This window comes from Natronorubrum halophilum, assembly GCF_003670115.1.
GTDB classification, from domain to species: domain Archaea; phylum Halobacteriota; class Halobacteria; order Halobacteriales; family Natrialbaceae; genus Natronorubrum; species Natronorubrum halophilum.
In genome coordinates, this window is sequence record NZ_QQTY01000006.1 from 124,753 (window position 1) to 149,180 (window position 24,428).

Here is a 24,428-nt window from a genome sequence, read left to right on the forward strand (position 1 = left end):
CGATCACTCGATCGGGAAGAGGATATCTCGGTTCTCGTCGGTGAGTTGGCCGCCGTACTCGCAGTGTTCGAAGGCCTCGGCATACCGAACCTCCGATCCGCGCTCCTCGCCATAGCGCTCGACGAGCGCGTCGCGGTGGCGGTCGGCGACGGCCGCGAATCCGGGGAGTCGGTCCTCGGCCAGCCACTCGCGGCGTTCGTCGTCGTCTTCCGGCACTTCTTCGAGTTTTCCGACGTTGTATGGGAGCCACTCGTACATCTGGGAGTCGTGTTCGTGGATCGCGTCGAGTTTCGTCTCGACCACGTCGTCGATGTCGACGACGACGTCGGGATTGAACGGATACGGTTTCTGGAAGTCGTCGTGGAGGTAGCAGATGACGGGGTTGTAGGTGATGTGGGGCGTGTTCGTGCAGATGTTCGGGACCGTAACCATGTATGCAGAGTCTTGTACCAGGTCGGAAGTGTACCGGTGGTCGGGATGGTAGTCGTTCGGTCGGTGCGTTAGTATCAGATCGGCCTTGAACTCGCGGATGAGCCGAATCACCTTGTTTCGGTTCTCGATGCTCGGCCTGAGTTCGCCCTCGTGGGTGTCGAGGAACGTGTACTCGACGCCGAGGATCTCGGCGGCTCTCCGTCCCTCGGCCTGACGCCTGCGGGTGAGTTCGATCCCGCCGATCTCGTGGTGGCCGGCCTCGCCGTTCGTCATCGAGACGAAGCGGACGTTGTGGCCGAGGTCGGCGTACTTGCGCGCGGTTCCGCCGAAGGTGATCTCGCAGTCGTCGATGTGGGCGCCGATGACGAGCACGTTGAGCGGTCCGTCGGGTACCCTAACGTCAAATGTTGGCATGGGTCGTCGTCCACTCTTTTTTCCGAATCGGTCATAGGTGTTTCGCCCTGACGACGCAGCGTGGGTTCGTCGAGACGGTGACGACACCGGAACCGGCGTCCCGAATCGCCCGGGTTCAGCGAACCAAGAGGTGGCCGTTCACTCGAGGTACGATCGGATGCGCTCGACGACGTAGTCGGCCTCGTCGTCCGTGAGACACATCGGGTTCACGGTGAACGCAGACTCGTGGAGGTTGTCGGGACCAACGAAGATCCGGGGGTTCTCCTTGCGGAGCTGCCCGACGAGGGTCGTCGCGTCGATTCCCGCCGTCTCCGGATCGATGCGGACGAACACCTCCGGCGCGACGGCCGTCTTTTCCCCCTCGGTGACGGTGATAGACAGGCCGGACTCCTCGCGCAGTTCGGCGGCGATGCGGTCGGTTCGCTCCGTCCACTCCGCGACGCACGCCTCGTGGTCCTCCTCAACGAACAGTTCGAGCGCGCGAATGAGTCCGACGATCTCCTCCTTGCCGACCTTGAGCGGCCGACCGACGCCCTGCCGGGGGACGCCTGCGTACCCCTCGAGGTCGATCACGTCCTGCGGGGGTTCCCACACCGATTCCGCGACGTGCATGTCGAGGTGCTGGAGGGCCGCAGACTCGATCAGGTCCTGCTTGCCCGCGAGGATGCCCGACGACTGGGGGCCACGGATGGCCTTCCCACCGCTGAAGACGACCAGATCGGCGCCCTCGTCGATGAAGCGCGTGAGGTTGCGCTTGGGCGGGAGTTCGGCGGCGGCGTCGACGATCACTGGCACGTCGTGTTCGTGGGCGACATCGGCGACGTCCGATAGTTCGGGCTGGGAGTACGACTTCTGCATGTAGGCGATCGCGGCCGTGTCCTCGGTGATCGCGTCCTCGATCTCCCACAGCTCCGTGTTCACCGAGCCAGTGCCGAGATGGTTGTCGTTGTTTCCGACGTCGACGATCCGAGCGCCCGCGAGGCGAATTGCGTGATCGTAGCCGTTGCGGTGCGTCCGGGGCATGATGACCTCGTTCGGCGCTTCCGGGGCGTGGGGGAGCCGGCTCATCGTCCCCAGGTCGTCCCGGGCGATACACGCGGCGGTCCCGAGCGTCAGACACGCCGCCGCGCCGCTCGCGACGTAGCCCGCTTCGGCGCCCGTCACGTCCGAGATGACCTCGCTGGCGCGGCGCTGGAGGTCGGAAATGCGAACGAACGACTCCGCGGCTCGAGCCATCGCCTCGACCGCTTCCGGTCGGATGAGACTGCCGCCGATTCGCGTCTTCGTGCTCGCCGCGTTGATGACTCGCGGAACGCCCAGTTCGTCGTAGATGGAGTCCTGTTCAGGCATCTGTGTCACGTGAACCGCATTCGGCCGGTGAGCGATAAAGGATGTGGTAGGGACCGGAACGGCGTCCCGATCGGTATCGGTTTCCAAACCTACTTAGGGACTGCTTGTGACGCTCGAGTCATGGCACCGCCAGCACTGCGGAGACGGAGATTCATCCTTGGAACGACAATGGCTGTCACGCTCGCGGCCGGGTGTTCAGAGAGCAGCGACGACGCGGCCGAGGACGGAACGATCGTGGACGCGGGTGTTCCGGGACGTCGGTCGAACCGGGTGAGTACGCGGTCCGCGCGGAAGGCGAAGAGTTCGAGGCGGCCGAGGAAACGATCGCGGTCGACGAGGGCGCGCCGAGGCGACTCGCGACCTTGAGTCCCCCCTCGACCGACTCCTCGTAGTCCGCCGTCCCGACGCGCAGGTACGAGCCGTACACCGGAATCTCGAATCCGCGCCGGTTGGCCGCCGCGCGAATCTCGTCGCAGGTCCGCGGTGATCGATCGCCGACGTTGTCTCGCCCCCAGAGCTCGACGCCGCGGTAGTCGGCGTCGGCGGCGACCGCCAGGGCGTCCTCGACCGACAGCGATCCCGCTGCGATGGTACAACCTTCATACGTCGTACGCCGCCGCTACCCAGTTAGCTGTGCTGCCGCCGGGCGCGAGTGTCCCAGGTCCGCGGTAATCGACTTCTCGAGTCCGATCGCCGTCGACTGGTAAGTGAACCGTCACCGTCCCGCACAATTATAACCTATCGCCACTATCGAAGGGACGAATGCACGCTCCTAGATCAGCCACATCCGGCGCCGACGCGCCGGAACATGAACCCCCGCGGACGACGGTCGCGATCGGCGTCGTCGAGTCGCGGCCCGCTCGAGTCTCGAACGCGGGTGAGCGACGATGAAGTTCGGCGTCTTTCTGAACCAGTACTACACGCCCGATGGCGATTTCGAGGTGACGAATCTGTACGAGCAGGTCGAACTCGCGGAGTCGGTCGGCTTCGATTCGGTCTCGATCGGCGAGCGCCACGTCCACGACGACGGGGTGGCGGAGCCGCTGACAACGCTCGCCGCCCTCGCGGCGCAGACCGATCGGCTCGAACTCGCGACGATGGCGATGCTGCCGGCGCTCTACAACCCGCTCCACCTCGCCGAGAAGGTCGTGATGGTCGATCGGCTCTCGAACGGCCGGATGCGGTTCGGCGCGGCGATCGGCTACCGCGAGCGCGAGCTGACGCCCTTCGGCGTCTCGATGGAAGACCGCGTGCCGATGTTCATGGAGTCGCTGGCGCTGCTCAAGCGACTGTGGACGGAGGAGTCGGTCACCCACGACGGCGATCACTGGTCGTTCGACGACGTCTTCATTAGTCCGCGCCCAGCGAACGGGATGCCGGTCTGGATCGGCGGCCACGCCGACATCGCCATCAAGCGGGCGGCCTACCGCGGCGACGCCTGGATCGCGAGCGCGTCGTCGACGACCGAGAACCTCGAGCGCCAGATCGGCGTCTACGAGGACGCCATAGAGGAGTTCGGGATGGACCGCTCGGAAAACGACGTCATCTTGATGCGAGACTGTTTCGTCGCGGACTCGTACAAGGAAGCCCGGGACACGATCGAGCCGTACCTGCTTGAACTGTACCGGATGTACGCCCGATGGGGGCAAACGTACATGGACGAACACGAAGTCGAAGTGGACTACGACGAGTTGGCGGAGAAGTTCGTCCTCGGCTCTCCGGACGAGTGCATCGAGCGGCTTCGAACCTACCGCGACCTCGGCGTCGATCACGTCGTTGTCCGCGTCCAGTTCCCCGGACAACCGCAGGAGACTACGCTCGAGTGCCTTGAGCGCTTCGGGGACGAGGTTATCCCCGCTTTCAGCTGACCATGACCGAACGAACAGTCGGATACATCGGATTGAACCATCACCACACCGAACCCTACCTCGCGACCCTCGGTGAACTCCCCGTCGCTGTCACGTGTGCGTGCGAACCGGACTGCCGGTTCGACGCCGACGCGGTGGACGGACTCGGCGACGTCCCGATCTACCGCGATCCGACGATGCTGCTCGACGCCGAAGCGCCGGACGCCGTCTGGATCACGCTGCCCAACCGGGACGCGCCGGGCGTCGTCGAGGCCGCCGTCGACCACGGGATCGACGTCTACACGGAGAAACCGGCCGGCCGAACCGCGGCCGACCTCGAGTCGCTCGCGGCGACCGTCGAGGACGCCGACGCGACGGTCGGCGTCTCATACACATGGCGGGGTCACCCTGCCTCGCGGGAGCTTCGAGAGCGCGCAGCGGCCGGCTTCTTCGGGGACGTTCGAGCCGTCGAGGCGCGCTTTCTGGCCTCCCAACTGGCCTACCGGGACAGCGACCACTACCTCTTCGACGAGCGCGCGAGTCGGGGCGGCATCGCCCAGTGGCTCGGCATCCACTGGATCGACCTCCTGCCGTGGATCCTCGAGGACCCGATCGTTCGCGTGAACGCGAGTCTGACCTACGGGGTCGACGGCGTCGACGTCGAGGACGGCGCCGTCCTGCAGTTCGAACTGGCCTCCGGCGCCCTCGGGACGCTCCAGTGTGGTTACTACCTGTGGGAGGGTCGGTACGACACGGCGCTCTCGATCACCGGCACCGACGGCCGGACGACGTGGGATCCGATGGGAGACTACTTCGGCTTCGACGACGAGACGACCGTCGAGATCGAGTCCTGCCGCGAGGCGCACGCGAGCACGCCTCGTCGGTACCTCACGTACGAATACGACCTCACGCCAGGCTACGGCGGCGGCTTCGGTCTCGACTTCGCGCGGCAGTTTCTGGACGCTTGCGACGATGATTCCGTCGATGTCCCTGCCGACCTGTCCGACGCGCTAACGGTGCTACGAGTGCTTGACGCGGCGTACGAGTCGGCCGACGCCGGCGAGTGGATCGACGTTCGGGACGCCGGTCGCGTCCCGGAGGTCCTCCGGTGAGCGGCGCCATCAGATAGCCGCTCGTCCCTTTTCAGCTGTCTTCGATCTGTTTCGGTTCAGGTGTGTAACGAGCCGCGCGTCTCTGCTTCGTCCGAGTCGCGTTCCGATCGACCCGAAGCGTTTACCACACCTAAACATTTATCTGGTATGAGTATCCATACCATAACCATGCCTACCCCGTTCGACCCCCCGGACGACGCCAAACGAATTCAGGCAGTACAGACGACGCTGGACATCTTCGACGTCCTGCAGGAGCGAGGCGGCGCCGGCGTCACCGAGATCGCCAACGAAATCGGCGTCACCAAGGGAACGGTCTACAACCACCTCGCGACGCTGCGCTCGAACGACTACGTCGTCAAGGATGAAGACGACACGTACTCCCTCGGCCTCCGGTTCATCGACGTCGCCCACTACGCCAAATCTCGCGTTCCGGTGCTCGAGTTGGCCCGGGCCGAAGTCGACAAACTAGCCGAGCAAAGCGGCGAGATGACGCTGTTTACGGTGGAAGAACATGGCATCGGCGTCTGCCTATACGTCGCCTACGGCGACCAGGCCGTGAATACACCGCTCTACGTCGGCCATCGGAGCGAACTGCACCACACGGCCGTCGGCAAGGCGATCCTGGCCCACCTCCCGAAAGAACGCGCCGAAGAGATCATCGAAGCGCGCGGCCTCAGCCCGGTGACCAGACACACAATCACCGAGAAATCCAACCTCTTCGACCAACTCGAGGAGGTGCGAGAGCACGGAATCGCCTTCAACGAACAGGAGACGATCCACGGTCTGGTCGGCGTCGGCGCGCCGATCAGGAATCAAGACGACACCGTTCTCGGCGCGCTGAGCATCATCGGCCCCTCGAGTCGGCTCGACCAGGAACGATTCCAGCGGGAACTCCCGGAAATGATCATGCGGAGCGTGAACATCGTCGAGATCAATCTCACGTCGCTGGCGTAGCGGTTCGACGGGCGAGCAGTTTACGCGTGCTATACGGCGGCATGCGTCGTGTCGTGTAGCGGGTACGGACGGGAGTACGATGCTCCGGCGCTCGACGACATCTCGCGGTGACGAGTCCGGATCCTTCGCTCCTGCATTACAGACGTATGTGTGTAATCTCAGAGGCCATCGTGTTTCCCAGTGGTAAACACTCGGCCCCGGCCGGGTCGCGCAGGTGACGGCGAAGAGCTCTTGTCGTCGTTCGTCTACTCTGCGAGGACGGGTCCGTGCGAACGGCTACCGAACCGAAAGACCATTAATCAGATAGCGCGAGCACACAGAGGATGCACACCGTTCGATTTAGAGATCCGTCCGGACACGTCCGGACTGGAACGTGGAGCGACGGACGTATCAATACCGGTTACCGAGAGTACGACGCCGCAGCAATCACGATCTTGCCGCCGAGCGAACCCACGAAGATCGTCTGTCAGGCGGGGGGCTACATGGACCACCGCGAGGAGTCCGGCTTCGACGACCTGCCGGAGCGACCCGAACTGTTCCTCAAGACCCCGAACTGCGTCGTTGCCCACGACGAGGCGATCGAACTGCCGCCGGGACGGGAGGAAGTCGAGTTCGAAGCGGAGTTCGGCATCGTCATCGGCGAGCAGTGTCGCGACGTCTCCGAGGCCGAGGCAATGGACGTCGTCGAGGGTTTTACGTGCGTCAACGACATCTCGAACCGCGACGATCAGCAAGACGAACGAAACTGGGTCCGAGGGAAAGCGTTCGACGCATCGCTCCCCGTCGGTCCCGTCATCGCGTCCCCCAACGAAGTTCCAGACGACGCGCGCCTCGAGCTCCGACTCAACGGCGAGATGAAACAGGAGACGACGCGGGACATGATGATCTTCTCCGTCGCCGAACTCGTCGCCGACGTTACGGAACTCATCACGCTCGAACCGGGCGACATCATCGCCAGCGGGACGCCGTTCGGACCGGGGCCGCTGCGCGACGGCGACGTCGTCGAGGTCGAGTTCGAGGGCGTCGGCACGCTCGAGAATCCCGTCGTCGAGCCGTAAGCGCGCGCGAACGCGGTTGTCGGAGTTGGCGGGGTGCGACGCACGTCGAGGTGAAGCGGTGGCGCGAAAGACGAAGTAACGACGCCGGAAGCGACTCGTGTCCGGGCCGACTGCGGGGCCGCCAGGCTTATCGTTCGCGTTTCGCTACCACGCATATAGTCGTAGTAGTCCTCGGTGTCGGCCCGGTCTTGCCGACGGATACGACGAACTCTACGGTCGCGTGGACGTCGGCATCAACGCGCTCCGGCAGACCGACTCGCGGCTGCTCGTGCTCTCTGGGGCACAGACGAATCCGAACGTCCCGCGGGCCGAGTGTGAACTCATGCGCGAGCGGGCCGTTAAGTCGGACGTTGACCCGGACCGGATCCATCTCGAGCCCCAGGCGGTCGACACCATCGGTAACGGCTACTTCACGCGATCGCTCGTCGAGGAACTGGATCAAGAGGTCGAGACGGTCCGGCTCGTCAGTTTGGACTATCACGCCGCGCGAGCGCGATTCGTTTTCACTCAGTGTTTCGGACCGCGGTACGATATCGACGCGTCGGCGCAGTACGACGCGGATCGACCCGGCGAGACGGTCTACGAAAAACGACGGCTGCGTCGCATGCGCGAATTCTTCGCCGGGATCGAACCCGGCGACATCGCGGCGATCTGTCAGCGACTGATAACGCACCACGACAACTACGACGCGGCGAGAACGGTCTCGCTGTAATCGGCTATCGACCCGACCCAGCGCCCTGTCCAGAAGGCCATCGATCCGCGTTTCTCCGATTACGACTCGAGTAGCGCCAGCACGTTCTCGCTGCGGACACGGTCCTTCTCCGCCTCGCCCACCGGGAGGTGTTGCGTGTAGTTGTAGTAGGATTCGAACACTTTGAACGGAAGCTGGGGTCCCATCACGAGGTGGTCGATGCCGATCTCGTCGACGATCCGTCGACCCTGCGTCTGCGTCCAGTAGCAGAACAGGTCGTCGATGACGAGCAGCGTCTCGCCGGTTCGGATCGCGTTGTTGAGCCAGACGTCTCGCCGGTCGACGGTCGTCGTCTCCCTGATGATGCGGGCGCCGTCGGCCCACGCACCCGCGACGATGACGTCCGCCTCGGGAACCGCGAGGAGGAGGTCGATCACGTCGTCGATCTTGCCCTCGTTCCCCCGCCAGTGGGTCGCCTGCCCGATCCCCTCGAAGTGTCGAAGGAAGATGCGCGGGTGACGGCCGCGCTGGTCCTCGAGCGCCGGCACGAGCATTGCCGGGACATCGAGGTCGGCACACGCGCGAAGCAGTTTCTCGGCTTCGGGCGCGTCGATCTCGTAATCGTGGTACGCAGGCAGCAGCCGCACTCCCCGCATGCCGAGGTCTCGAACGCAGTGGCGAAGATCGTCCTCCCACCCGGGGAACGTCGGATCGATCGTCGCGAACGGAATCAGCCGTTCCTTGTGACCCTCGATATCGCGTGCGAGCTCCTGGTTCCCGTGCTGTGGATCGCGGTAGAACACCGATCCCAGCGAGGAGACGACCGCCTTGTCGACGCCCTTCCGATCCATCGTCTCGAGGAGTCCTTCGGCCGACGCGTCGAACGGATGGAACGGCCACCGGCCCACGTACGCGTTCGCGTCGACGATCGTCTCCTCACGGGGTTCCTCGAGCGACTCGAAGCGCCGCCTCGAGCGTTTGATCCGTGCCTCGAGTTCGTCGGGCTCGAGGCGGTTTGCGACGCCGTCGCGGAGCAGGGACTCGAAGTTGTACGCGATCGCCGCCTTTTCCTCGGCGGGCAGGTCGGCACCGTCGAGTTTGCCCGCACAGACGGAGAGCCACGTATCCGTCCCGAACAGCAACCGACCGACGCCGAGGTAGTCGACCGCCATCTCGATCTGTCCGACTTCGCAGTTGCTGCCACTGATGTCGAGGTAGACGTTTTCGTGGTCGGCGATATTCTTGATGCGATACTCCCAGTTGCCGCCGGCGCTGATGTGGGCCGAGATAAGTTTCAGATCCGGATACCGATTCGCGAGTTCTACCACGTCCTCCGAGCGCGCTTCGCTAGGGCGTTCGGTCGGGTAGGGCTCTTCGTTCTGCATGACGTGCGCGATGACGGGCACGTCCAACTCGACGGCCGCCTCGGCGAGTGGGAAGAAGACGGGATCGGTGATGTTGATCTCCGTCCCGAGAAAGTGGTGTTTGAGGCCGACGAGGCCGTCCTCCTCGACGGCGCGCCTGAACTCTTCGACCGCGGCATCTCCCCACGCGGGATCGACGCGCGCCCAGCCGTAGAAGAGATCGGGGTGTTCGTCGACGAACGCCGCCACCGCGAGATTGTTCTCGCGACACTCCTCGACGCTGTCGCCGAGTTCGCCGATGAGGCAGGTTCGGTCGATACCGAGCACCTCTGCCTCCCGGCGGAACTGTTCAGCACGCTGTGCGCGCTTCTCCGGCGTGGATACGTCCTGCGTCCATACGTGGAAGTGGCAGTCTATCATGTCGTACGGTATCGACGGACGTAGGGCATTTATACGTTGTGTGCGTGCCCGGGGCCGTGTTTAGTTAAGCGTGAAAAGTGAGGCGGTACGATTGTATGCTGGTCTATGGCAAAAATCGACCGCCTCAACGATTGTAGCGACTGGATCGATTTGAGTTTTGTGGAGCGAGAACGGACACCGCGTCGACTGATGGAGCTCGGTATTCGACTCCATCTTGCTGGATTATCGCTTTCGAATACCGTTCGAGAACTCGAGAAGCTCGGTGTCGAGCGATCGCGCAAGGCTGTTCACGATTGGGTACAGAAAGCCGATCTACAGCCAGCAACTGACGCGACTCCGAATCACATTGCGCTAAACGAAACCGTGATTCGAATCGATGATCATCAGTATTGGCTGTACGCTGCAGTCGATCCTGAAACGAATAGAATTCTCCATACGGCTGTTTTCAACGACTATGACCGCATTGACTGAACGCTTTTTGCGAGAATTAACCGAGAAACACGATGTCGAAGACGCTGTGTTTCTCGTCGACGGAGCACAGCATCTCCAGACAGCACTCCGCCGATATGGGCTCCGATTTCGATACGAAAACATGGAAATCGGAACGCTGTTGAATGTGTCTTTCGAGAGGTAAAACGACGTACCTCTTCGCTCTCAAACTGTTTTAGTCACGTCAGACCATCAACCGCAGAATCGTGGCTCCAAGCTTTCGCCGTCTGGTAGAATGCTACAAACTAAACACGACCGTAAGTAGAGGCAATAGATTGAACAAGTGCTGAGTATCATCCATACTTGAGGTGTGTCCCATGACATCACAATACATATACTTGAGTGTGATATCATAGGAATGCATGGGTGGATCAGATGGGTATGAGTCAATTCAGAGCCAGTATGACTGGTCGTACATTGCCCCGAGCGAGGCCGTCATTGACGCTATCGCTTGCCTGGAAGACGTTGAATCCGTTGCTCTTTCGGTACAACTGGATACCACACTTTACGATCACATTGATCCTGAATCCCTTGATACGCTCGTCACTGGTTGTAGCACGCTCTCTATTTCATTTATCGTTGATGAGTACAAGATTCAGATTAACGGAAATACGCTGATTATCAGTTGCGATTGAGATGGTCTGTATTGGATCCACGGTCAGTTCGCATCTGTCGTGAGCGTGTGTTTCACGCAAAAACACATCTGAAGAATTGGATTTCAAAGTGCCATATGATATCGAGATGAGAACCAGAAATAGAAACGAGCGCTCGCGAGCGGCGCTCGAGTCGCGATCGCCTACTACTCCCCGTTCTGGTGACGCTGCACTCGAACAACGTGCTCTGGATACGAGCGGTCGCTGTCGAACAGTGGATCCTCAGGGAACATGCCCTCGCCTTCAGGGACGGTGACGACAGGCCACTCGGTTTGATCGAGCATCGTCTCGACTGCGCTGACCCACTTATCGTAGAATCCCTCTTCCGTTCGCTCTCTGAGGTCGGACACCACGGGTTCGATCTCCTCGAGTCGGGTATTCCACGCTTCAATCCAGGCCTCAAGGTCGTCGACATGCTCTGGAAAGCCAGCCTCGTCGACGTGCTCGCGGATCACAGCGCGTAACTCCTCGCGCCACTCGTTCAGTGCGTGCTCGTTTTTCTCCTTGAGACGATCGTCGCGATACGGAGCAACGGCATCGCTGACGACCTGCTTGTATAGCGCGGGGATCTGCTCGAGCGTGGGTGCTTGCCGACGAGCTCGCGTCGACGCACGGACTCACCGCCGAGGACATGCTGTTTCAGCGGGACCGTCTCGAATAATTGATATTCGGAATTACTGTTTAGGGCGAGGAAGCTTACGACTGCGATTACCCTCTACCGCCAACATCCCTGTCGCCGTTGAGGTCGAGGTCGATCTCGATATCGATGCCGGAATCGCCGCTTTCAGCCTGTTGATCAGCCTGTTGCTCAACCTGCTGATTCACGGTAGCGGTGTTACTTTGCTCGACGGTCTGATCTTGATCTACGACAGCGGTCGCAGAGGCGGTTCCGCTGGCTGCTGCCGTTCCAGCGAAGCCCATGACCGTGAGGCTGCCGATTACTGTCACCGTCAGTGCGAGTGTGAATGCGCGTTTCATAGGCACATCTCCCGATTACGGGTTCTCGCAGACTCTCAATTAAATCCAAAGAATCGTTCCAAGGCGAATCGCGGAGTTGCCCCATGTGAACTCTCTCTAACGCTACTTACTGCCAGAGGAGATGCCCAATTCAATGGTCAATTAAAAGTGATCTATCCCCTCTTTCAAAGAGTTTCTTTGAGGGATTCTCAGAGGTATCCTATGAGTTGGGCGTGGGGTATTCTTCTTGGTAGCTACTTCCGTACTTCGTCGATCGATTTGGCGACATCCTCGGCTTTGATATCCGAATACGCCTCGTGCGTAGTCTCGATGGACTTGTGCCGCAGTGCCGACTGTGCGAGTTCAGAGTGACCGCTCTCGTACAGTTCCGCGCCGAGTGCGCGTCGAGCGCCGTGCGGTTGCAGGTAGTCCTGGTCGCCCTTGAGTTCGATTCTCGCCTCGTTCGTGAGTCGTTTCAGGATCTGCCGACCGGCCTCTTTGGTGATCGACGGCGGCGCGACCTCGCGATCGCGGCAGATCGCGTCGATATCGCTGCCCGGTTCCGGTCGTTCGCCGGTCGCGTCCTCGACGGCCGCGTACTTCGAGGCAGCGTGATCGGTCGGGAACACGGGCCAGTCGTCAGTTGGCGGCTCGTGGACACGCTGCAACCTCGAGAGCGCGTTGTGAGCCCGTTCGGTAAGCCCGACGGGTTCGCGGTTGCGAGACTTCCCGAAGACCGTGATCCGGCCGCGATCGAGGTCGACGTCGCTCCACTGCAATCCGTCCCGGTCGCTATCGTTCTTGTCGCGAAAGAGCTCTGCGCCACGTACGCCGAGTTCCGCGAGGAGTACGACAGCGGTTCGGTCACGGTACGCGCGCTCGAGCGGGACGTCGATGGTTTCCTTTCGGGCCATGTGAAGGCGTTCGTCGGCGTACTCGAGCAGTCGCTTCCGTTGTTCAGGCGTCCAGAACTGGGTTTCTGTGGTCGGCTCGTCTTCGGGGAGGAACTCTTCGGCCCGCTCGGTCGCCGCGGGGTTCGTATCCAGTTCCTCATCGCGAACGCAAAACGACAGGAACGCACGGACGTACGCGAAGTAGGTGTGTGCCGTCGAGCCGGCGATCTCTTTATTCGTGTATTTCCTGCGGAGGATAGCGAGCCCGTATTCGCGGACATCGCTCGAGGTCAGCTCGCCGATTGACTCGACACCCTCGCCTTTGCAGAACTCAGCGAACTCGTCAAGGACGGGTTGCATCGTCGAGCGGCTGCCACCCGACTCGAGTTTGTGCTCGAGGTAGCGCGAAACCATGTCTTCGACGGTCGTACCCATGGGGTTTCGACCTCGAGATTTGGTTCTATCCCCCGAATTTCCTGAATCCATGATCCTCACTGTGGGGTACAGCTTCGACCCTCGTAAATCTACTTGGTCAAACTGGTATTTAAACAAGTGAATAAAATAGACCCTAATTCGGCAGATTTCGACAGTCTCGAGTACTCGAGCGTACAAAACCCTACTCTATATATTGTATGTCGCTATACAAAACAGTTCTGGGAACTCACCACTTGACTCGAGAAGTGAGTCGTCCGAAAACGGGCATTTCGAGAACGAACGGATCGATTTGGGATTAGTCGAGTTCTTTCAGCAACAGGGGGTTACACAATGATTCAGACTAACCATTGATTCAACAGATGGGGAAAGAAGCTACCTACGAAGAAGGGCAATCGAAAGCAGAGCAACCTGGTGTGAAAGAAACTACACTTCAAGCTCGACGGCAAGCACTCACAGACGCTCGCCGAACAGTTGATCAGCAACTCATCTCGGTGAACGATATTTCGAGGAAAGCGTGGCGTGTTGTGCAGTTCAATGGGCTTGTAGCTACAATTTTAGCCACTCTAATCCCATCCTTATTTAATCTCGATCAATTTCATTTTGTGTCAATAATACTCCTAGCTATAGGGATTAGCGCACTCGTATATTCGACAAAATTGACCTACCAAATTCAGCAACGACAAAGGGTGCAGAATGGGCCAGAAAGCAAACTCTACAGACGCATAGCAGAGTACGATTACGATGAAAGCACCTATCTATCCAAGGCGCTCAATTTGTACGCTAACGCACTCAATAACCTTGTACAGTCGACAGAGAGTATGTCTGAAGACCTCAACCGGGCCGTTATCACTTCCGCTATCGGGCTAGTTTTTTTAATAGTTGCAACTATATCATTGCTTGTAGTATGACAGACAATTCCGATTCTTCAGACAGCGGTTCCTCAGAGAACGACGACCCTCCACCACTTGATGATGTTGGTAACAATGATACATTCAAGAACTCAGATCCCGATGAAACTGGTTCTGACGACGTAACGACCAAAAGGGACTCCGATTCAGACGACGAGTAGACTATCCGCCAGTTCTCATTTATTAACCATACGATTAGAGCGCGGTTCGCTGCCGAAGTGCATCCTCAATCCCGAGGCCGTGCATCGCAGCGAGCTCAGTCGCGATCACCCACGCTCGGACCGCCCGTTCGGGTTGGACGTCCATTCGGTCGGCGTGATATTCGACAAGCGCCTCGATGACAAGTAGGTCCTCTTGTGGCGTTCGCATATCCGCGTTGGCCGCGGCTTCCGATAAAAAGCGTCGGGTGATCGCTACCGAAATGCGCGTTCCAGTTTGTCTACCGTCCGCTCGAGGTCGCTCACTTCTTTTTGCATCGTGTTTACTTCCCGCTCGAGATCGTCCTTTTCCCGTTCCATCGTTTCCACCTTGTTTTTGAGGCGGTCGAACTCTCTTTTTGATATATCGTCTCTCATACACGCACCTTTCAGAGGCCTGTCCAGTTAACGATTGAGGAAATGCGGTGAAAGTGAAACTACTCGCTATCCTCGAGCCAGTCATCCAGCTCGTCGAGCGCGCCATCGGCGACGACCAGGTGTTCGTAGTCCTCGGGCTGGAACCGGCCGGGTGTCTCTCGAGTGAGCGTCACGAAATAGTGCGAGTCCTCGAGCTCGACCGGCGCTTCCGTGACGGCACACGACGTCGGTTCCGAGCGATTCCTCGAGCGCCGGGCGACCGTCGAGACCGTCCACTCGGGGCGACCGGGCGGGGAGCGACCACGAAACCGTTGGGTTCGGGGTTCGGGCATACGCGATAGTCGGGACTCTGGAATCGTGAATCCATCGGCGCGAAAGGGAACGGGGACCGTGGTTCCCATCGTCCTCGCCTGGCCGGCCGCCACAGCCGACCGTGTAGGGCGTCTCTGTCGTGTGAAATATCGCTTCGGGCAAGAATCAGTGGGTGAAAGAGCTACACCGAGAATGTCGCCTGTCGGGAGTATACTTATACCAAAGTTACACGTAACATATAACTGTGATTCCGGACGCTCGAGCACTCGAGCCCGCCGGAATCGGAGAGATAGACATGAGCGTACAACCACACACGCGAGCGGCGATCGAACAGACCCACGGCGACGAGAGCAACCCACTCGACGAACTCGAGAGCGATAGCGTCCTCCGGTGCCAGGACCCAGAAACCGGCTGGGAATGGTACTACGACGTCGATGCAGACGGCAGCGTGATTCGATACCACGAACTCGAGGACTACGCGGCCGTCCCGGTTCCGCGACTCTCTGCCGTCGAGACCGCGGCCCTCGAGAGCGTCGGCGTCACGGAGGTCTCGGAGGTGCACCTCGACGTTCGGACGGGTGAGCGGGAATGAGTGGGCCGTCTACGGGCGGTACTGGCCGACCAGTACAACATTGCTGAATTGACGAGTATAGTGCTCTGTCCGGGTATGACAAGTTCTACAAAGCGTCATCAAGTTCCACTCGCCGTTTGTTCCGCCATCCATCAAGGGGACTATATGATGAAGGCAGAGATCAGACCGTTGGTCGCAGATCACACAAGAGTCACCAAGAGATTGTTCTCTGATTGTTCGCCAACTACGGCCATGAAGCTGTTTTTTGACTGCTTCCCGTGTTCTTCCACCACCTCGCCAAGAGGGGCTATCCTGCCCAGTCATATTTTCAGCTCGCCACAGGTCTAAGCAGTCGTACGAACAGAATCGACTCGAGTCACGCTTCGAAGGATAAGTTTCGTATTCGTCACCACAGTATTCACACTCAAGAACAACATTTCCACCCTTCCAAGACGGGTTGTTTGACCCGGTGTTTTCCACTGAGCGGGCCTTTCCTAAGCACTTATAGGAGCAAAATCGAGACTCGTCTTTCCGTGCGGGATATACACTATATTCGTCGCCACAGAACGCGCAGTCGAGGACCTCTAAGCCGCCTTCCCAGGCATGTGATTTTTCACCGCTCTGATTTTCAGACATCCAAGAGTAATAGCAGTCGGTAGAACAAAATCTCGATCTACCCTTGCGGTGTTCTGGTACATCATATTCACTCCCACAATGATCGCACTCAACCGTATACCACTTCCCGGAATTTGGATTGTTCTCACGTTTGTAATTCTCTGATCGGTACTTAGAATTGCATTCGTCTGTGCACGTATGCCAGTTATGTGCATTTGCTTCCGCGGTATCTACTTGGAATTCATCGCCACACCAAGCACATTCTACAGACACACCTGCGATACTTTCGCCGTGAGCTCGAGCGTGGTGGATCTTCACCCCATGCTCGTTTTTGAATTCCTCACCACAGGTGGGGCACTCGCTGGATGGCATATAGTGGACTAACACCACTATTCATATTCACCACATATTACATTACCTGTTGGAGCCCCCCTCGGTCCCACTAAAACTCTAATGTCAGAAACAGCGATAAGTACCACAACCAAACAAACCGCGTTTTAAGAGATTGTTACTCGTCTACCAGTCCCTCTACGAATTGAAGTTTGTCATACGGAACGTATCCCACCTGTTCACTATGGTCGTTAACGAGGTGGAGGCCGTTATCACCCTCCTGTACCTCGTGACATGTCTGGACCTTGTTTTCGCGCCTTGCCGTGAAGTGTACAGCTAGTCGATTGGGCATCAATATTCTCTTATATATTATTCACTGAAATGTCTTTTCAAAGTGAATGACTCGATTCTCGAACTTAGCGGCATGAGATTACTAAGTAAGTAACTAACCAACTTACTTAGGGGAGATTGAAGCGGGCTAAGTAACTAACTAACCACCGGAATGGTCACGACGTTCAACATCACGGTCGACGACGACGTAGCTGACCGCGTACGCGATGTGAAAGAGGATCACGGCCTCACATGGCCGGAGTTCATCGAAGCCGCCAGCGACGCACTTGGAGGGACACACGAGAGCCACGAGCCCCAGTCTCGAGAGCCCGAAACAGTGATCGACAAGCGGGAACCAGAACCCAGCCAGGATATCGACCTCGAGAACGTCACGATCGACGTCCCCGGAAGTGGCGATCTCGCGAAGCGGCGGAAAGAAACGATCATCAAGATGGCCGAGCTGCTTCGCGAGCAAGGGACAGCCGAGAAATCAGACTTCCTCGAGGTCGTCGATCTCGAGGAAGTGCGTTACAAGAGCAAGGACTCGTTCTGGAGCAACGTCGTCAAAGGACGGGACTCGTTGAAGGCGATGCCGGGAGTTGAAAAGCCCCCGGACGGGAGGACCGAGTGGGAGTGGGCTGGTGAAGAGGTGTCGTAACGGCAATCTCTGATGGTGGGTGTGGCCACCACGTTAAGACACGACACGTTATCTAGTAAGTCTTCTGGGAATGAAAGGTTCTGAGGATGTAGATCTTGTTCGGACCCCCGCTTGAGAAGATATAGATGTAGATGTATATCCTCTGGATGCGGCTCACCAAGACAGATCCAGGAGTGGAACAGAGGCCGAAAACAAGATGTATAGGATGTACATGTACACCGTAGAGGTGCCGTAGCACCTCTACATCCTACGTACAGTAGTAGTAGTAGTAGATAGTCTACTACACTACTACTACTACGAACGTACGTAGTGTAGAATGTAGATGTACATGTACATCTAAGATGTATATGTACATCTTCAGATCGCAGCACACACCTCTGATGGGTTTCTTGAGGCGTTCTTTAAAACGGGTCGGGTATTAGCGGTCTATTCAGACCGTGCTTCTTCTTCTGTACATCCTTCCCATCGTCGACGTGCCGCCGCCATACTCTGGAAGGCGTAGTCTGGCACTCCTGGGTTTCGCTGTTTAAGCCGCTGGATCACTTGCTCTGGCTCCGATCCTGCGAGACCAGCAGCTTTCTGGACCGCACCGAATTCTGGGAAGATATGAGTTCCATCGTACAACTGCTGTTCGATCATCTCGATCGCCCCTTCGAACTTATCTTCCTTCGACGAGAGCGAGCTCTTCTGATCTTCCAGCCTCACTTCTCTGCGCTCCAAGTTCTCGAGTTCGGCCTGCGCTTCTCGGATCTCGGCTCTCTTCTTGTCCTTCTTTTCTCGGACTGACTGCAACTCTCGCTCGATCTGCGTTCTCTGCCCGATCTCTTCCCCAAACGCAACCGTCTCGTATAGCACTCTAACCTTCTCGGAGAGTTCCCCGTACTCCGCATTGGTTTTCGCGGCTTCACGAACGTGCTCTGGCACAAGATGCGATACCTGTACAGTACTATTAGTTACACCGTCCATATCCGACGTGGATGGTGACTCATCTTCCTCTGTACTCATTCTCGTGCCTCCTTCAGTTCTGCCTCGAGATCCTCGATCTTCTGCTCGAGCTCGTCGATCCGATTCACTTGGTAGTTCGTTTTCCGATGGAGTGCCTCTATGAGCGCTTCTGTCTCTGATGGCAGTCCTGTTTCCTCTTCACTGTTATCGCGCGTTGTACTCATGCTGTCACCTCGTGTATGCCACATGAGCCCCGAGCAGCGGCTGACTCGGCGGACTGGCTGAGTTGGAGATCGCGATAGCTCTCTCCGATAGATTTAACAGCCAATCCGACAAAGAAGCAGGTGTCCAAGCCGGCTTCTTCGGGTAGCTTCTTTCCTACTCTATAGTATGTCGTATCAGAGCGCGTGGTTATAAAACCACTTGTAACCGATATCATAGGACGTGGAACTCCTTTCTGCAGGGGTATCGCACGTCTGGGCGTGATTCGATTCGACCTTCACCGACGAGCTTTTGAGTGATCTTGCGCACGTTGGCGGCCGTGCATCCGATCTCGTCTGCGAGTTCGTTGTTCGTCATCCAGCCGGAGCCGTGGAGCGTCATCAGGACGTCCGCAGTCCGGTCCGGCCGGTTGACACACTGATACGCCATCAGGCATCCACCTCGTCTTGCTGCTCCTCTCGCACCTGTCGTAGCGCCTTCTCGAGCGCCTCCTCTGCAACGAACGGATCGCCTTTTGCGACGGCGATCTCGGCAGCAATGATAGCGCCTCGAGTGCTCTTCTGATCGGTGCTCATTGCTGATCACCGTCCTGTGGTGATTCGATGCCGTCGTAGATCTCCCGCTCAGTCTTGCACTCAGGGCAACCGTAGACGATGTTGTCGTTGTTGCCGAGGACGCGCCGGAACTGCAGCGAGACGTCGTTCCCGCAGTTCTGGCACTGATCCTCGTTCTTCCCCTCGCCGTGGGCCATCGGCGTCCACTGCGGTTTCTGGTAGCCCTCTGCGGCGATCTCTGCGGCGGTCTGGAACTCTTCGAGGCTCATCTGGTTCTCGGATTTACTCATTGTCATCCTCCTCTGCGTCGGCAAGCGCGAGCTGCGCGGCGATTCGACTGGCGTGGCTGTCCTCGTCGGCTGTCGTACCGAACTGGTCCTCAAGCCGGTCAGGACACTCATCGATACTGTGGCCGCTGATCCCGCAGCGTGAGCATCCCGCCATCATCGGGCCTCCTCGAGCGTCACGTAGCAGTCGGACTCGAGGAAGGTCTCATCCTCAAGCCGGCTGCTGTCGAACAAGAACAGCTGGGTCCCATCGACGAGGATACCTTCGACAATTGGTTTCTCATCGCTGCCTGACGGAACTTTTAAATCGTCACCTGAGGATGTCACAGACGCCACCTCCGTTACGGCTTGTGTTATCGCAAGATACTGGACGGCGGTTGGCTGCGACCACGATCTGGCGCGGCACCTTTCCACGAGAGCGCGTCAGATCGGATTGGTTGTATTTTGTGCGACTGTTACGGACTGCTGAACCGTCTCTACAGACGGCATAATAATGTGGTTTCGGGTCGTATCTCATCATGTATCTGTCAGCGGTGCCTTGGGCGTTCGTGCTGTCACACGGACGTCCGGTATTTTATCCGGATAGTCACCATACCCAGAGGGTCGTATTCGCTGACGTATCACCCTTCTCACCAAGGTTACTTATACCTTTGGAACGTACGTTGCAATGGCACATAATTCATGGTCCAAACCAGTCAGAAGAACGATGTAATTAAGCGGGGAGGTAACCAACATATGGATGAATGCGCCCGCGAGCTCCTTGGATGACCCGGACAGATGACACCCTCCTTGAATTTTTGGAGGATACTGGATTGGCGCTGTCGCCGCGGGCAATTGAACACAACATGAAAACGCGCTATGACGAATCGATCTCGTATTCGTCGATAAACGGTCGCCTACCGGCCCTCACCGATGCAGGGCTGGTGGTCAAAGAATACCCGCCCGGTGGTTTCTATTCGATCACGGAGAAAGGACGGAAGTATCTTGATGGCGAACTCGATGCAGAGGACATTGAGAACATCGAATAAAGTTAATTCGAGGCGGTCAGAGCACGTAGCGCCGCCACACTTCCATTGCGCCCGCGGCACCGCCAACCACGAGGAACCCGAATCCTACTTGCTGAATATCGCCTGGTACGACACTCATCCAGAAGCCACCCAGCAGGAGCGTAATGACCGTCGGCATGGCCAAGTCGTTGTTATAGATGTAGAACGCAAGGACGACCACAGCGGCCGTCACCATGCCTACAGTCGGATCTCCAAGCAAGTCAGTGTACGGGCTAAGAACGACGTCAATCCAACTGCAGTCGTCGGACCACATGCAGTTGAATTCCTCTGCGACAGTCATCGTAGACCATCCCCCAGCCACGCGTTGGCTATCATGATCCCAATGACGATTTGCGATCCATGGCCCGCTGCTGTTGCAAACGGCCCCGGGAATCCTAATGCTTCCAGTGTCTTCGGAAGGAATACGATCAACTGAAGTATTCCAATGACTTCCCGGATTGCACTGACAGTGAAGCTAAGGAATCCTCCCTCCCCTGCTTCGTCAGGGTTAATACTGGAATCGTTTTGTTCCTCTGCCTTTTCTTCGACTTCGCCTTGCAGTTCTGTGTCTTGTGGCCCACCCACCAAATCGGTCATACCGATTGCTGAGTACATCCCCAGTATGAGCCCGAGCGATACGACAAACGCAACGACTGGCATTCCTCTCATGTTCCATACCTCGCGTCGCCTATTTTGAACATCAATGCCACAACCCCCGCGGCTACCAGCAACGGATAGGGGAGGGACACAATTCCAAGCATCCGCATGCCCGATGCGAGCACGACAAGCACGATCGCACCTGTGCGGCTCATGGACCCACCGAACAGTCCGCCAAGCAAGACAAGCGCCGATAGGCCCAGCGCTTGCAGTGTCGTTGAGGATATCGGTAGGTCGAGTGGTCCAACGGTTCCGACCGGTAGCGTCCCGCCGATCTCTTCGCCGTCACGGTCCGCTGTCCAGGTTACGGAGTAGGTTCCGTTCTCAGGCACCTCCACAAGCTCACTGTAGCTTGTGGGATCGTCGACGGTCACAACACCGCTGACCACATCGTTCTCGTTACCGCGAGCGTGGATGAAGTACTCCAGTTCGCTGGTAAGTCCAGCATCGTCCGCATAGGTAATCTTGACCATGTTCTCGCCGAACTCTTCTTCATCCGCCATCCCCGCCGAGAACACGTATCCGTCGTCCGCCGGTTGGGTGATGTCAATGTTACCTATCTCGAGTTGGACAAGCTCCTCACGTTCCGCCGTATACGATCCCAGCGAACGCGACTGTCCATCTTCGTTTTCAACTACGAGACGGTAGCGGTCTCCAACGGATAGGTATGCGTCCACGCGGCCGTTGGCCCCTATCTCGTCTGCCATGACCGTGCGGTACCGTGCGTTATCTTCACCGTCGAGTTGGATCGCACGTTGGATCTTCAGGTGCGTTCCATCTTCTGCACCGAAGTCATTGGTCCTATCAATGATCTCGAATTCGGTCAGTACCGTATCCGATGATTCATTGAGTAAGTAGATACTGGATTGCTGTACCAGCGAATCTAAGACCAATTGACGCGGGTGGTAGCCGTCTGTCTGTGCGTCCACAATGAGACGTGTATCGACCGGAAGGCCGGTCATGTCCACTACACCGGTCGTTGTGTTCCGCGTAAACACTTCGTCTTCATCGCCACTGGGGAAGAACCGCACCTCGGTCTCATTGGTTATCAAGTCGCCTGTCTCTTCGTCACGGATTTCCAGTTCGTTCGGTAGGCCGTACTGGTAATCGGACGAGTCATTATCTCCGAAGATGTCCGTTGCCGTGACGGACCAGTTATGTATCCCAGCGGATTCTTCTGTGATACTGACCGAGGCCCTTTCGCCGGAAGCGACCGTATCCGTTCCGACCACATCACCGTCGAGGGTAAACTCAACTTCGATGTCTCCGCCTGTCTCACTCGAGACGTTGACGGCCAGTTCGTCCGGTGCAGTGGATTGCTCGCCTGTCGGGAAGGCACTGCCGTCATCGATCACTGGTCCGCCATCGGGCGATGTGAATTCGACGTTATGACTCCCTTCGATATCGAAGGTGGTGACACCGCTATCTGTTTGTCCGACGTCCAGCAGTTCGCCAGTGTCGGAGTCGATTGCAGCGGCCTCCCCGATATCGTGGACTCGGAGCGTTGTGGTCCCTGTCTGGTTGATGGTCAGTTGGTGGCCATCGTCTACTGTGATATCGCCGTACTCGAGTTGGTCGACATCGCCTTGGACAGAGACGGTCTGACGATCGGAGATGTTAATCTCGAGCTCGTTGCTGGCGTCGATCTCTGAGAGTTGCGTCCATCCCGATCCGCTACCCCATTGATCAACGCGCACGTGGGTGGGGCCGTCGCTCGAGATCGTTCCGTGTGGATTGATGTAGACTGTGTTGGAGTCCGGGAACGGTTGCTGGGAGTTGGTTATGGTGTCCGAACTGAGGACGACCTCGGGGCCATTGGAGGCTTCAAGATGCGTCTCCGATCCCAATGTGTAATCGGACGTGAGTGCGTATCCGGCTCCGGCGGCTGCGACAAAGACGAGGAGGGCGACCGCGATTTTCCGCCGGTCGACCATCTTACCAGCCCCCGCGACTATGTTTTGGTATCATTTGTTTTGTATCAGTTTCTGGGTGTTTTCATGAGTGGACACTACTCGTCAGGACTGATCATACAGTCGTTCCGGCCCCTTCCAGAGCGTACCAACTGTCCGTCCCCGTGTTGTTCGTGATGTCACTCGCGGGTCCGAAGTACCAGTTTGGACCGTTCGGGGCACTGTCTATAACGATTTTATTGTTGTTTACCGTCCCGTCGTTTGCGAGCTGTCCAATGATCGAATTCCCGTGTTCGAACTCCCCTTGGACCATTGAGTCAACAGTTACGCCGCTCCGGTTTTTGATGTAATCTATCTTCACCTGGCCCTCGTTTTGCATTTCGACAATATTCGGATGAGTCCCTCCTGTCGGATCAAAATTGATCCAACCGATGGATAGCCGGCGGCTAAAGTTCTTGTCGCAATAGACTGCTTGGCTCGGCTCTCCGCCGATATTCAGCGCTCCGATATGAATATCCGGCCCGTCCTCGTCGTAAATAGCGGTATTCCCACCAGTGCCGTAGTACTCGAAGCAGCCGATGCTAAGCTGTGGGCTTCCCGGTGTCCCCGTAGCTGGAACTGTCGTTATTCCCCGGCCTGTGCAACCAGTCCCAATTCTAACGTATCCCCATTCGGACGCCCACGGTGCCCCTCCGTTAAATCGGATTACGCCGTCTGAACCCGGCGTGAAATTGTCGATGCGCAACCGCCCGATATGGAACCCGGCCGGGTCTGCGTCGAATTGCATCGCGGGCTGTGATGCACCGTCACCATCGAGTTGAATCCCGTCCCAATAGCTACTTCGGTCGTTCGCACTTGTGCATTGTATCAGTGGGTTAGATCCTGTTAGCTCGATCTCAGAGCCGCCAGCATCGGATGAATGGCCTTGAAAACGAATCCCACCCCAATCTGTGAGCGGCCCCGTCTCTTGAACGGTCGTTGGCGGGAGCAAGACCGCTCCTTGGCCGCTTGCGACATTGATCGAATCAATTGCGTCCTGTACCGGAGACGAGGAGCTATTCGGATCGATCGCATCGTCCATCCCAAGTCCGGGACCGACAGGGACCACAAGGCCATCCCATGCAGTTTGTATGTCCGCACCGCCGATGTTGTTCTGTATGCTGTCCGTACTGATGTTATCCGTCGTGTTGAACAGGTCATCTACATAGATCGCCTCGAGTGGCTCCTCAGCAGTGCCGATCGTCCCGCTACCTGCTTCTTGAGCTGCTGCCCTTTGACTGCCGCCGTAGGCACCAGCACCGATGCCCAAGAGCCCGGCCCCCGCTGCGCCGAGAACGCCACGTCTCGAGACGTTAGTGCTCGTTTCTTCGCGGATGATCTCCCGGATCTGTGCTTGCTGCTCGTCGTTGAACGTTGTCTTGCTCTCACTCATGATTTCC

The 24,428-nt window shown here is 58.1% G+C and carries 30 protein-coding genes and 1 pseudogene; 13 read left to right on the forward strand and 18 right to left on the reverse strand.

Features of this window, described 5'->3' with window-relative positions:
* Nucleotides 1-3: 3 nt before the first annotated feature.
* Both DWB23_RS21675 and DWB23_RS21680 read right to left on the reverse strand, forming a co-directional pair.
* Nucleotides 4-846 carry a PIG-L deacetylase family protein gene (locus DWB23_RS21675; protein WP_121744865.1) on the reverse strand — a complete coding sequence of 281 codons (843 nt, stop codon included), beginning with the start codon at nucleotides 844-846 and terminating at the stop codon, nucleotides 4-6.
* A 138-nt stretch (nucleotides 847-984) separates the two neighbouring features.
* Nucleotides 985-2,196, reverse strand: a complete 1,212-nt coding sequence (locus DWB23_RS21680; protein WP_121744866.1) for an aminotransferase class V-fold PLP-dependent enzyme — start codon at nucleotides 2,194-2,196, stop codon at nucleotides 985-987.
* A gap of 887 nt (nucleotides 2,197-3,083) precedes the next feature.
* Between DWB23_RS21680 and DWB23_RS21690 the strand changes: the two genes are divergently transcribed.
* The 5 genes from DWB23_RS21690 to DWB23_RS21710 all read left to right on the forward strand — a co-directional run bounded on the left by DWB23_RS21690 (nucleotide 3,084) and on the right by DWB23_RS21710 (nucleotide 7,879).
* The gene (locus DWB23_RS21690) at nucleotides 3,084-4,064 is read left to right on the forward strand and encodes an LLM class flavin-dependent oxidoreductase (protein WP_121744868.1); all 981 of its coding nucleotides are present in this window, start codon (nucleotides 3,084-3,086) and stop codon (nucleotides 4,062-4,064) included.
* A gap of 2 nt (nucleotides 4,065-4,066) precedes the next feature.
* On the forward strand, nucleotides 4,067-5,155 hold the full coding sequence (locus DWB23_RS21695; RefSeq protein ID WP_121744869.1) for a Gfo/Idh/MocA family protein: 1,089 nt from the start codon (nucleotides 4,067-4,069) through the stop codon (nucleotides 5,153-5,155).
* Nucleotides 5,156-5,323: 168 nt separating this feature from the next.
* Entirely contained in the window at nucleotides 5,324-6,109 is a 786-nt protein-coding gene (locus tag DWB23_RS21700) for an IclR family transcriptional regulator (RefSeq protein ID WP_121744870.1), read from the forward strand.
* A 323-nt stretch (nucleotides 6,110-6,432) separates the two neighbouring features.
* Entirely contained in the window at nucleotides 6,433-7,167 is a 735-nt protein-coding gene (locus tag DWB23_RS21705) for a fumarylacetoacetate hydrolase family protein (protein ID WP_121744871.1), read from the forward strand.
* Between the two features lie 97 nt (nucleotides 7,168-7,264).
* Nucleotides 7,265-7,879: a YdcF family protein gene (locus tag DWB23_RS21710; protein WP_121744872.1), complete on the forward strand. Its 615-nt coding sequence runs from the start codon at nucleotides 7,265-7,267 to the stop codon at nucleotides 7,877-7,879.
* A 59-nt stretch (nucleotides 7,880-7,938) separates the two neighbouring features.
* On the opposite strand, the gene DWB23_RS21715 is transcribed toward DWB23_RS21710, so the two are convergent.
* Nucleotides 7,939-9,642 carry an amidohydrolase family protein gene (locus DWB23_RS21715; protein ID WP_121744873.1) on the reverse strand — a complete coding sequence of 568 codons (1,704 nt, stop codon included), beginning with the start codon at nucleotides 9,640-9,642 and terminating at the stop codon, nucleotides 7,939-7,941.
* 105 nt (nucleotides 9,643-9,747) lie between these two features.
* On the opposite strand from DWB23_RS21715, the pseudogene DWB23_RS21720 reads away from it, so the two are divergent.
* Nucleotides 9,748-10,365: pseudogene (locus DWB23_RS21720) on the forward strand (IS6 family transposase).
* A gap of 128 nt (nucleotides 10,366-10,493) precedes the next feature.
* Nucleotides 10,494-10,766: a HalOD1 output domain-containing protein gene (locus DWB23_RS21725; protein ID WP_121744874.1), complete on the forward strand. Its 273-nt coding sequence runs from the start codon at nucleotides 10,494-10,496 to the stop codon at nucleotides 10,764-10,766.
* A gap of 164 nt (nucleotides 10,767-10,930) precedes the next feature.
* On the opposite strand, the gene DWB23_RS21730 is transcribed toward DWB23_RS21725, so the two are convergent.
* The 3 genes from DWB23_RS21730 to DWB23_RS21740 form a co-directional block, all read right to left on the reverse strand.
* Nucleotides 10,931-11,239: a hypothetical protein gene (locus tag DWB23_RS21730; protein WP_121744875.1), complete on the reverse strand. Its 309-nt coding sequence runs from the start codon at nucleotides 11,237-11,239 to the stop codon at nucleotides 10,931-10,933.
* A 253-nt stretch (nucleotides 11,240-11,492) separates the two neighbouring features.
* Nucleotides 11,493-11,762 (reverse strand): hypothetical protein, encoded by a 270-nt coding sequence (locus tag DWB23_RS23635; RefSeq protein ID WP_238717546.1) that lies wholly within the window; start codon nucleotides 11,760-11,762, stop codon nucleotides 11,493-11,495.
* Between the two features lie 233 nt (nucleotides 11,763-11,995).
* On the reverse strand, nucleotides 11,996-13,120 hold the full coding sequence (locus tag DWB23_RS21740; RefSeq protein ID WP_394341764.1) for a tyrosine-type recombinase/integrase: 1,125 nt from the start codon (nucleotides 13,118-13,120) through the stop codon (nucleotides 11,996-11,998).
* Nucleotides 13,121-13,428: 308 nt separating this feature from the next.
* On the opposite strand from DWB23_RS21740, the gene DWB23_RS23280 reads away from it, so the two are divergent.
* Both DWB23_RS23280 and DWB23_RS23285 read left to right on the forward strand, forming a co-directional pair.
* A complete protein-coding gene (locus DWB23_RS23280; RefSeq protein WP_162989915.1) occupies nucleotides 13,429-13,977 on the forward strand; it encodes a hypothetical protein in 549 nt (182 codons plus the stop codon).
* On the forward strand, nucleotides 13,974-14,138 hold the full coding sequence (locus DWB23_RS23285) for a hypothetical protein (protein WP_162989916.1): 165 nt from the start codon (nucleotides 13,974-13,976) through the stop codon (nucleotides 14,136-14,138). The genes DWB23_RS23280 and DWB23_RS23285 overlap by 4 nt, the downstream gene beginning before the upstream one ends.
* 34 nt (nucleotides 14,139-14,172) lie before the next feature.
* Here the strand turns inward: DWB23_RS23285 and DWB23_RS23290 are convergent, their stop codons facing one another.
* Together DWB23_RS23290 and DWB23_RS21745 are read right to left on the reverse strand one after the other, a co-directional pair.
* Nucleotides 14,173-14,346, reverse strand: coding sequence for a hypothetical protein (locus tag DWB23_RS23290; RefSeq protein ID WP_162989917.1), 174 nt, complete (start codon nucleotides 14,344-14,346; stop codon nucleotides 14,173-14,175).
* Nucleotides 14,347-14,611: 265 nt separating this feature from the next.
* Nucleotides 14,612-14,884, reverse strand: a complete 273-nt coding sequence (locus DWB23_RS21745; protein WP_121744876.1) for a hypothetical protein — start codon at nucleotides 14,882-14,884, stop codon at nucleotides 14,612-14,614.
* A gap of 275 nt (nucleotides 14,885-15,159) precedes the next feature.
* On the opposite strand from DWB23_RS21745, the gene DWB23_RS21750 reads away from it, so the two are divergent.
* Nucleotides 15,160-15,456 carry a hypothetical protein gene (locus tag DWB23_RS21750; protein WP_238717548.1) on the forward strand — a complete coding sequence of 99 codons (297 nt, stop codon included), beginning with the start codon at nucleotides 15,160-15,162 and terminating at the stop codon, nucleotides 15,454-15,456.
* A gap of 9 nt (nucleotides 15,457-15,465) precedes the next feature.
* Here DWB23_RS21750 and DWB23_RS24080 read toward each other — a convergent pair whose 3' ends face one another.
* Nucleotides 15,466-16,422, reverse strand: a complete 957-nt coding sequence (locus tag DWB23_RS24080) for an HNH endonuclease (protein WP_121744877.1) — start codon at nucleotides 16,420-16,422, stop codon at nucleotides 15,466-15,468.
* A 460-nt stretch (nucleotides 16,423-16,882) separates the two neighbouring features.
* On the opposite strand from DWB23_RS24080, the gene DWB23_RS21760 reads away from it, so the two are divergent.
* Nucleotides 16,883-17,368 carry a hypothetical protein gene (locus tag DWB23_RS21760; protein WP_121744878.1) on the forward strand — a complete coding sequence of 162 codons (486 nt, stop codon included), beginning with the start codon at nucleotides 16,883-16,885 and terminating at the stop codon, nucleotides 17,366-17,368.
* A gap of 426 nt (nucleotides 17,369-17,794) precedes the next feature.
* Here the strand turns inward: DWB23_RS21760 and DWB23_RS21765 are convergent, their stop codons facing one another.
* The 5 genes from DWB23_RS21765 to DWB23_RS21775 form a co-directional block, all read right to left on the reverse strand.
* Nucleotides 17,795-18,373 (reverse strand): hypothetical protein, encoded by a 579-nt coding sequence (locus DWB23_RS21765; protein ID WP_121744879.1) that lies wholly within the window; start codon nucleotides 18,371-18,373, stop codon nucleotides 17,795-17,797.
* The gene (locus DWB23_RS23300; protein WP_162989919.1) at nucleotides 18,370-18,537 is read right to left on the reverse strand and encodes a hypothetical protein; all 168 of its coding nucleotides are present in this window, start codon (nucleotides 18,535-18,537) and stop codon (nucleotides 18,370-18,372) included. Before DWB23_RS23300 ends, DWB23_RS21765 begins: the two co-directional genes overlap by 4 nt.
* A 211-nt stretch (nucleotides 18,538-18,748) precedes the next feature.
* Nucleotides 18,749-18,964 (reverse strand): MarR family transcriptional regulator, encoded by a 216-nt coding sequence (locus DWB23_RS21770; protein ID WP_121744880.1) that lies wholly within the window; start codon nucleotides 18,962-18,964, stop codon nucleotides 18,749-18,751.
* On the reverse strand, nucleotides 18,964-19,110 hold the full coding sequence (locus DWB23_RS23305; protein WP_162989920.1) for a hypothetical protein: 147 nt from the start codon (nucleotides 19,108-19,110) through the stop codon (nucleotides 18,964-18,966). The genes DWB23_RS21770 and DWB23_RS23305 overlap by 1 nt, the downstream gene beginning before the upstream one ends.
* Entirely contained in the window at nucleotides 19,107-19,379 is a 273-nt protein-coding gene (locus tag DWB23_RS21775) for a DUF7563 family protein (protein ID WP_238717549.1), read from the reverse strand. Before DWB23_RS21775 ends, DWB23_RS23305 begins: the two co-directional genes overlap by 4 nt.
* 138 nt (nucleotides 19,380-19,517) lie before the next feature.
* Here DWB23_RS21775 and DWB23_RS23310 point away from each other — a divergent pair, with 138 nt between their 5' ends.
* Nucleotides 19,518-19,670 (forward strand): hypothetical protein, encoded by a 153-nt coding sequence (locus DWB23_RS23310; RefSeq protein WP_162989921.1) that lies wholly within the window; start codon nucleotides 19,518-19,520, stop codon nucleotides 19,668-19,670.
* A gap of 470 nt (nucleotides 19,671-20,140) precedes the next feature.
* Complete coding sequence (locus DWB23_RS21785) at nucleotides 20,141-20,404, forward strand: winged helix-turn-helix domain-containing protein (protein ID WP_238717550.1); 264 nt, start codon at nucleotides 20,141-20,143, stop codon at nucleotides 20,402-20,404.
* Nucleotides 20,405-20,420: 16 nt separating this feature from the next.
* On the opposite strand, the gene DWB23_RS21790 is transcribed toward DWB23_RS21785, so the two are convergent.
* The 4 genes from DWB23_RS21790 to DWB23_RS21805 form a co-directional block, all read right to left on the reverse strand.
* Nucleotides 20,421-20,723: a hypothetical protein gene (locus tag DWB23_RS21790; protein WP_162989922.1), complete on the reverse strand. Its 303-nt coding sequence runs from the start codon at nucleotides 20,721-20,723 to the stop codon at nucleotides 20,421-20,423.
* A complete protein-coding gene (locus DWB23_RS21795; protein ID WP_162989923.1) occupies nucleotides 20,720-21,091 on the reverse strand; it encodes a hypothetical protein in 372 nt (123 codons plus the stop codon). Before DWB23_RS21795 ends, DWB23_RS21790 begins: the two co-directional genes overlap by 4 nt.
* Entirely contained in the window at nucleotides 21,088-23,013 is a 1,926-nt protein-coding gene (locus DWB23_RS21800; RefSeq protein WP_121744885.1) for a hypothetical protein, read from the reverse strand. Before DWB23_RS21800 ends, DWB23_RS21795 begins: the two co-directional genes overlap by 4 nt.
* 91 nt (nucleotides 23,014-23,104) lie before the next feature.
* Nucleotides 23,105-24,421, reverse strand: a complete 1,317-nt coding sequence (locus DWB23_RS21805) for a hypothetical protein (RefSeq protein WP_121744886.1) — start codon at nucleotides 24,419-24,421, stop codon at nucleotides 23,105-23,107.
* Between the last annotated feature and the right edge of the window lie 7 nt (nucleotides 24,422-24,428).

What these genes read in the sequence shown, in the direction of transcription:
- DWB23_RS24080 (WP_121744877.1), bottom strand. Translation starts at nt 16,422, where the DNA reads ATGCCATCCAGCGAGTGCCCCACCTGTGGTGAGGAATTCAAAAACGAG.
- DWB23_RS21725 (WP_121744874.1), top strand. Translation starts at nt 10,494, where the DNA reads ATGGGTGGATCAGATGGGTATGAGTCAATTCAGAGCCAGTATGACTGG.
- DWB23_RS21760 (WP_121744878.1), top strand. Translation starts at nt 16,883, where the DNA reads ATGGTCACGACGTTCAACATCACGGTCGACGACGACGTAGCTGACCGC.
- DWB23_RS21675 (WP_121744865.1), bottom strand. Translation starts at nt 846, where the DNA reads ATGCCAACATTTGACGTTAGGGTACCCGACGGACCGCTCAACGTGCTC.
- DWB23_RS21700 (WP_121744870.1), top strand. Translation starts at nt 5,324, where the DNA reads ATGCCTACCCCGTTCGACCCCCCGGACGACGCCAAACGAATTCAGGCA.
- DWB23_RS21770 (WP_121744880.1), bottom strand. Translation starts at nt 18,964, where the DNA reads ATGGCGTATCAGTGTGTCAACCGGCCGGACCGGACTGCGGACGTCCTG.
- DWB23_RS23635 (WP_238717546.1), bottom strand. Translation starts at nt 11,762, where the DNA reads ATGAAACGCGCATTCACACTCGCACTGACGGTGACAGTAATCGGCAGC.
- DWB23_RS21790 (WP_162989922.1), bottom strand. Translation starts at nt 20,723, where the DNA reads ATGACTGTCGCAGAGGAATTCAACTGCATGTGGTCCGACGACTGCAGT.
- DWB23_RS21740 (WP_394341764.1), bottom strand. Translation starts at nt 13,120, where the DNA reads ATGGATTCAGGAAATTCGGGGGATAGAACCAAATCTCGAGGTCGAAAC.
- DWB23_RS23305 (WP_162989920.1), bottom strand. Translation starts at nt 19,110, where the DNA reads ATGAGCACCGATCAGAAGAGCACTCGAGGCGCTATCATTGCTGCCGAG.
- DWB23_RS21690 (WP_121744868.1), top strand. Translation starts at nt 3,084, where the DNA reads ATGAAGTTCGGCGTCTTTCTGAACCAGTACTACACGCCCGATGGCGAT.
- DWB23_RS21745 (WP_121744876.1), bottom strand. Translation starts at nt 14,884, where the DNA reads ATGCCCGAACCCCGAACCCAACGGTTTCGTGGTCGCTCCCCGCCCGGT.
- DWB23_RS21795 (WP_162989923.1), bottom strand. Translation starts at nt 21,091, where the DNA reads ATGAGAGGAATGCCAGTCGTTGCGTTTGTCGTATCGCTCGGGCTCATA.
- DWB23_RS23285 (WP_162989916.1), top strand. Translation starts at nt 13,974, where the DNA reads ATGACAGACAATTCCGATTCTTCAGACAGCGGTTCCTCAGAGAACGAC.
- DWB23_RS21715 (WP_121744873.1), bottom strand. Translation starts at nt 9,642, where the DNA reads ATGATAGACTGCCACTTCCACGTATGGACGCAGGACGTATCCACGCCG.
- DWB23_RS21705 (WP_121744871.1), top strand. Translation starts at nt 6,433, where the DNA reads ATGCACACCGTTCGATTTAGAGATCCGTCCGGACACGTCCGGACTGGA.
- DWB23_RS21785 (WP_238717550.1), top strand. Translation starts at nt 20,141, where the DNA reads ATGACCCGGACAGATGACACCCTCCTTGAATTTTTGGAGGATACTGGA.
- DWB23_RS21800 (WP_121744885.1), bottom strand. Translation starts at nt 23,013, where the DNA reads ATGGTCGACCGGCGGAAAATCGCGGTCGCCCTCCTCGTCTTTGTCGCA.
- DWB23_RS21680 (WP_121744866.1), bottom strand. Translation starts at nt 2,196, where the DNA reads ATGCCTGAACAGGACTCCATCTACGACGAACTGGGCGTTCCGCGAGTC.
- DWB23_RS23290 (WP_162989917.1), bottom strand. Translation starts at nt 14,346, where the DNA reads ATGCGAACGCCACAAGAGGACCTACTTGTCATCGAGGCGCTTGTCGAA.
- DWB23_RS21695 (WP_121744869.1), top strand. Translation starts at nt 4,067, where the DNA reads ATGACCGAACGAACAGTCGGATACATCGGATTGAACCATCACCACACC.
- DWB23_RS21805 (WP_121744886.1), bottom strand. Translation starts at nt 24,421, where the DNA reads ATGAGTGAGAGCAAGACAACGTTCAACGACGAGCAGCAAGCACAGATC.
- DWB23_RS21775 (WP_238717549.1), bottom strand. Translation starts at nt 19,379, where the DNA reads ATGAGTAAATCCGAGAACCAGATGAGCCTCGAAGAGTTCCAGACCGCC.
- DWB23_RS21750 (WP_238717548.1), top strand. Translation starts at nt 15,160, where the DNA reads ATGAGCGTACAACCACACACGCGAGCGGCGATCGAACAGACCCACGGC.
- DWB23_RS23300 (WP_162989919.1), bottom strand. Translation starts at nt 18,537, where the DNA reads ATGAGTACAACGCGCGATAACAGTGAAGAGGAAACAGGACTGCCATCA.
- DWB23_RS23280 (WP_162989915.1), top strand. Translation starts at nt 13,429, where the DNA reads ATGGGGAAAGAAGCTACCTACGAAGAAGGGCAATCGAAAGCAGAGCAA.
- DWB23_RS21765 (WP_121744879.1), bottom strand. Translation starts at nt 18,373, where the DNA reads ATGAGTACAGAGGAAGATGAGTCACCATCCACGTCGGATATGGACGGT.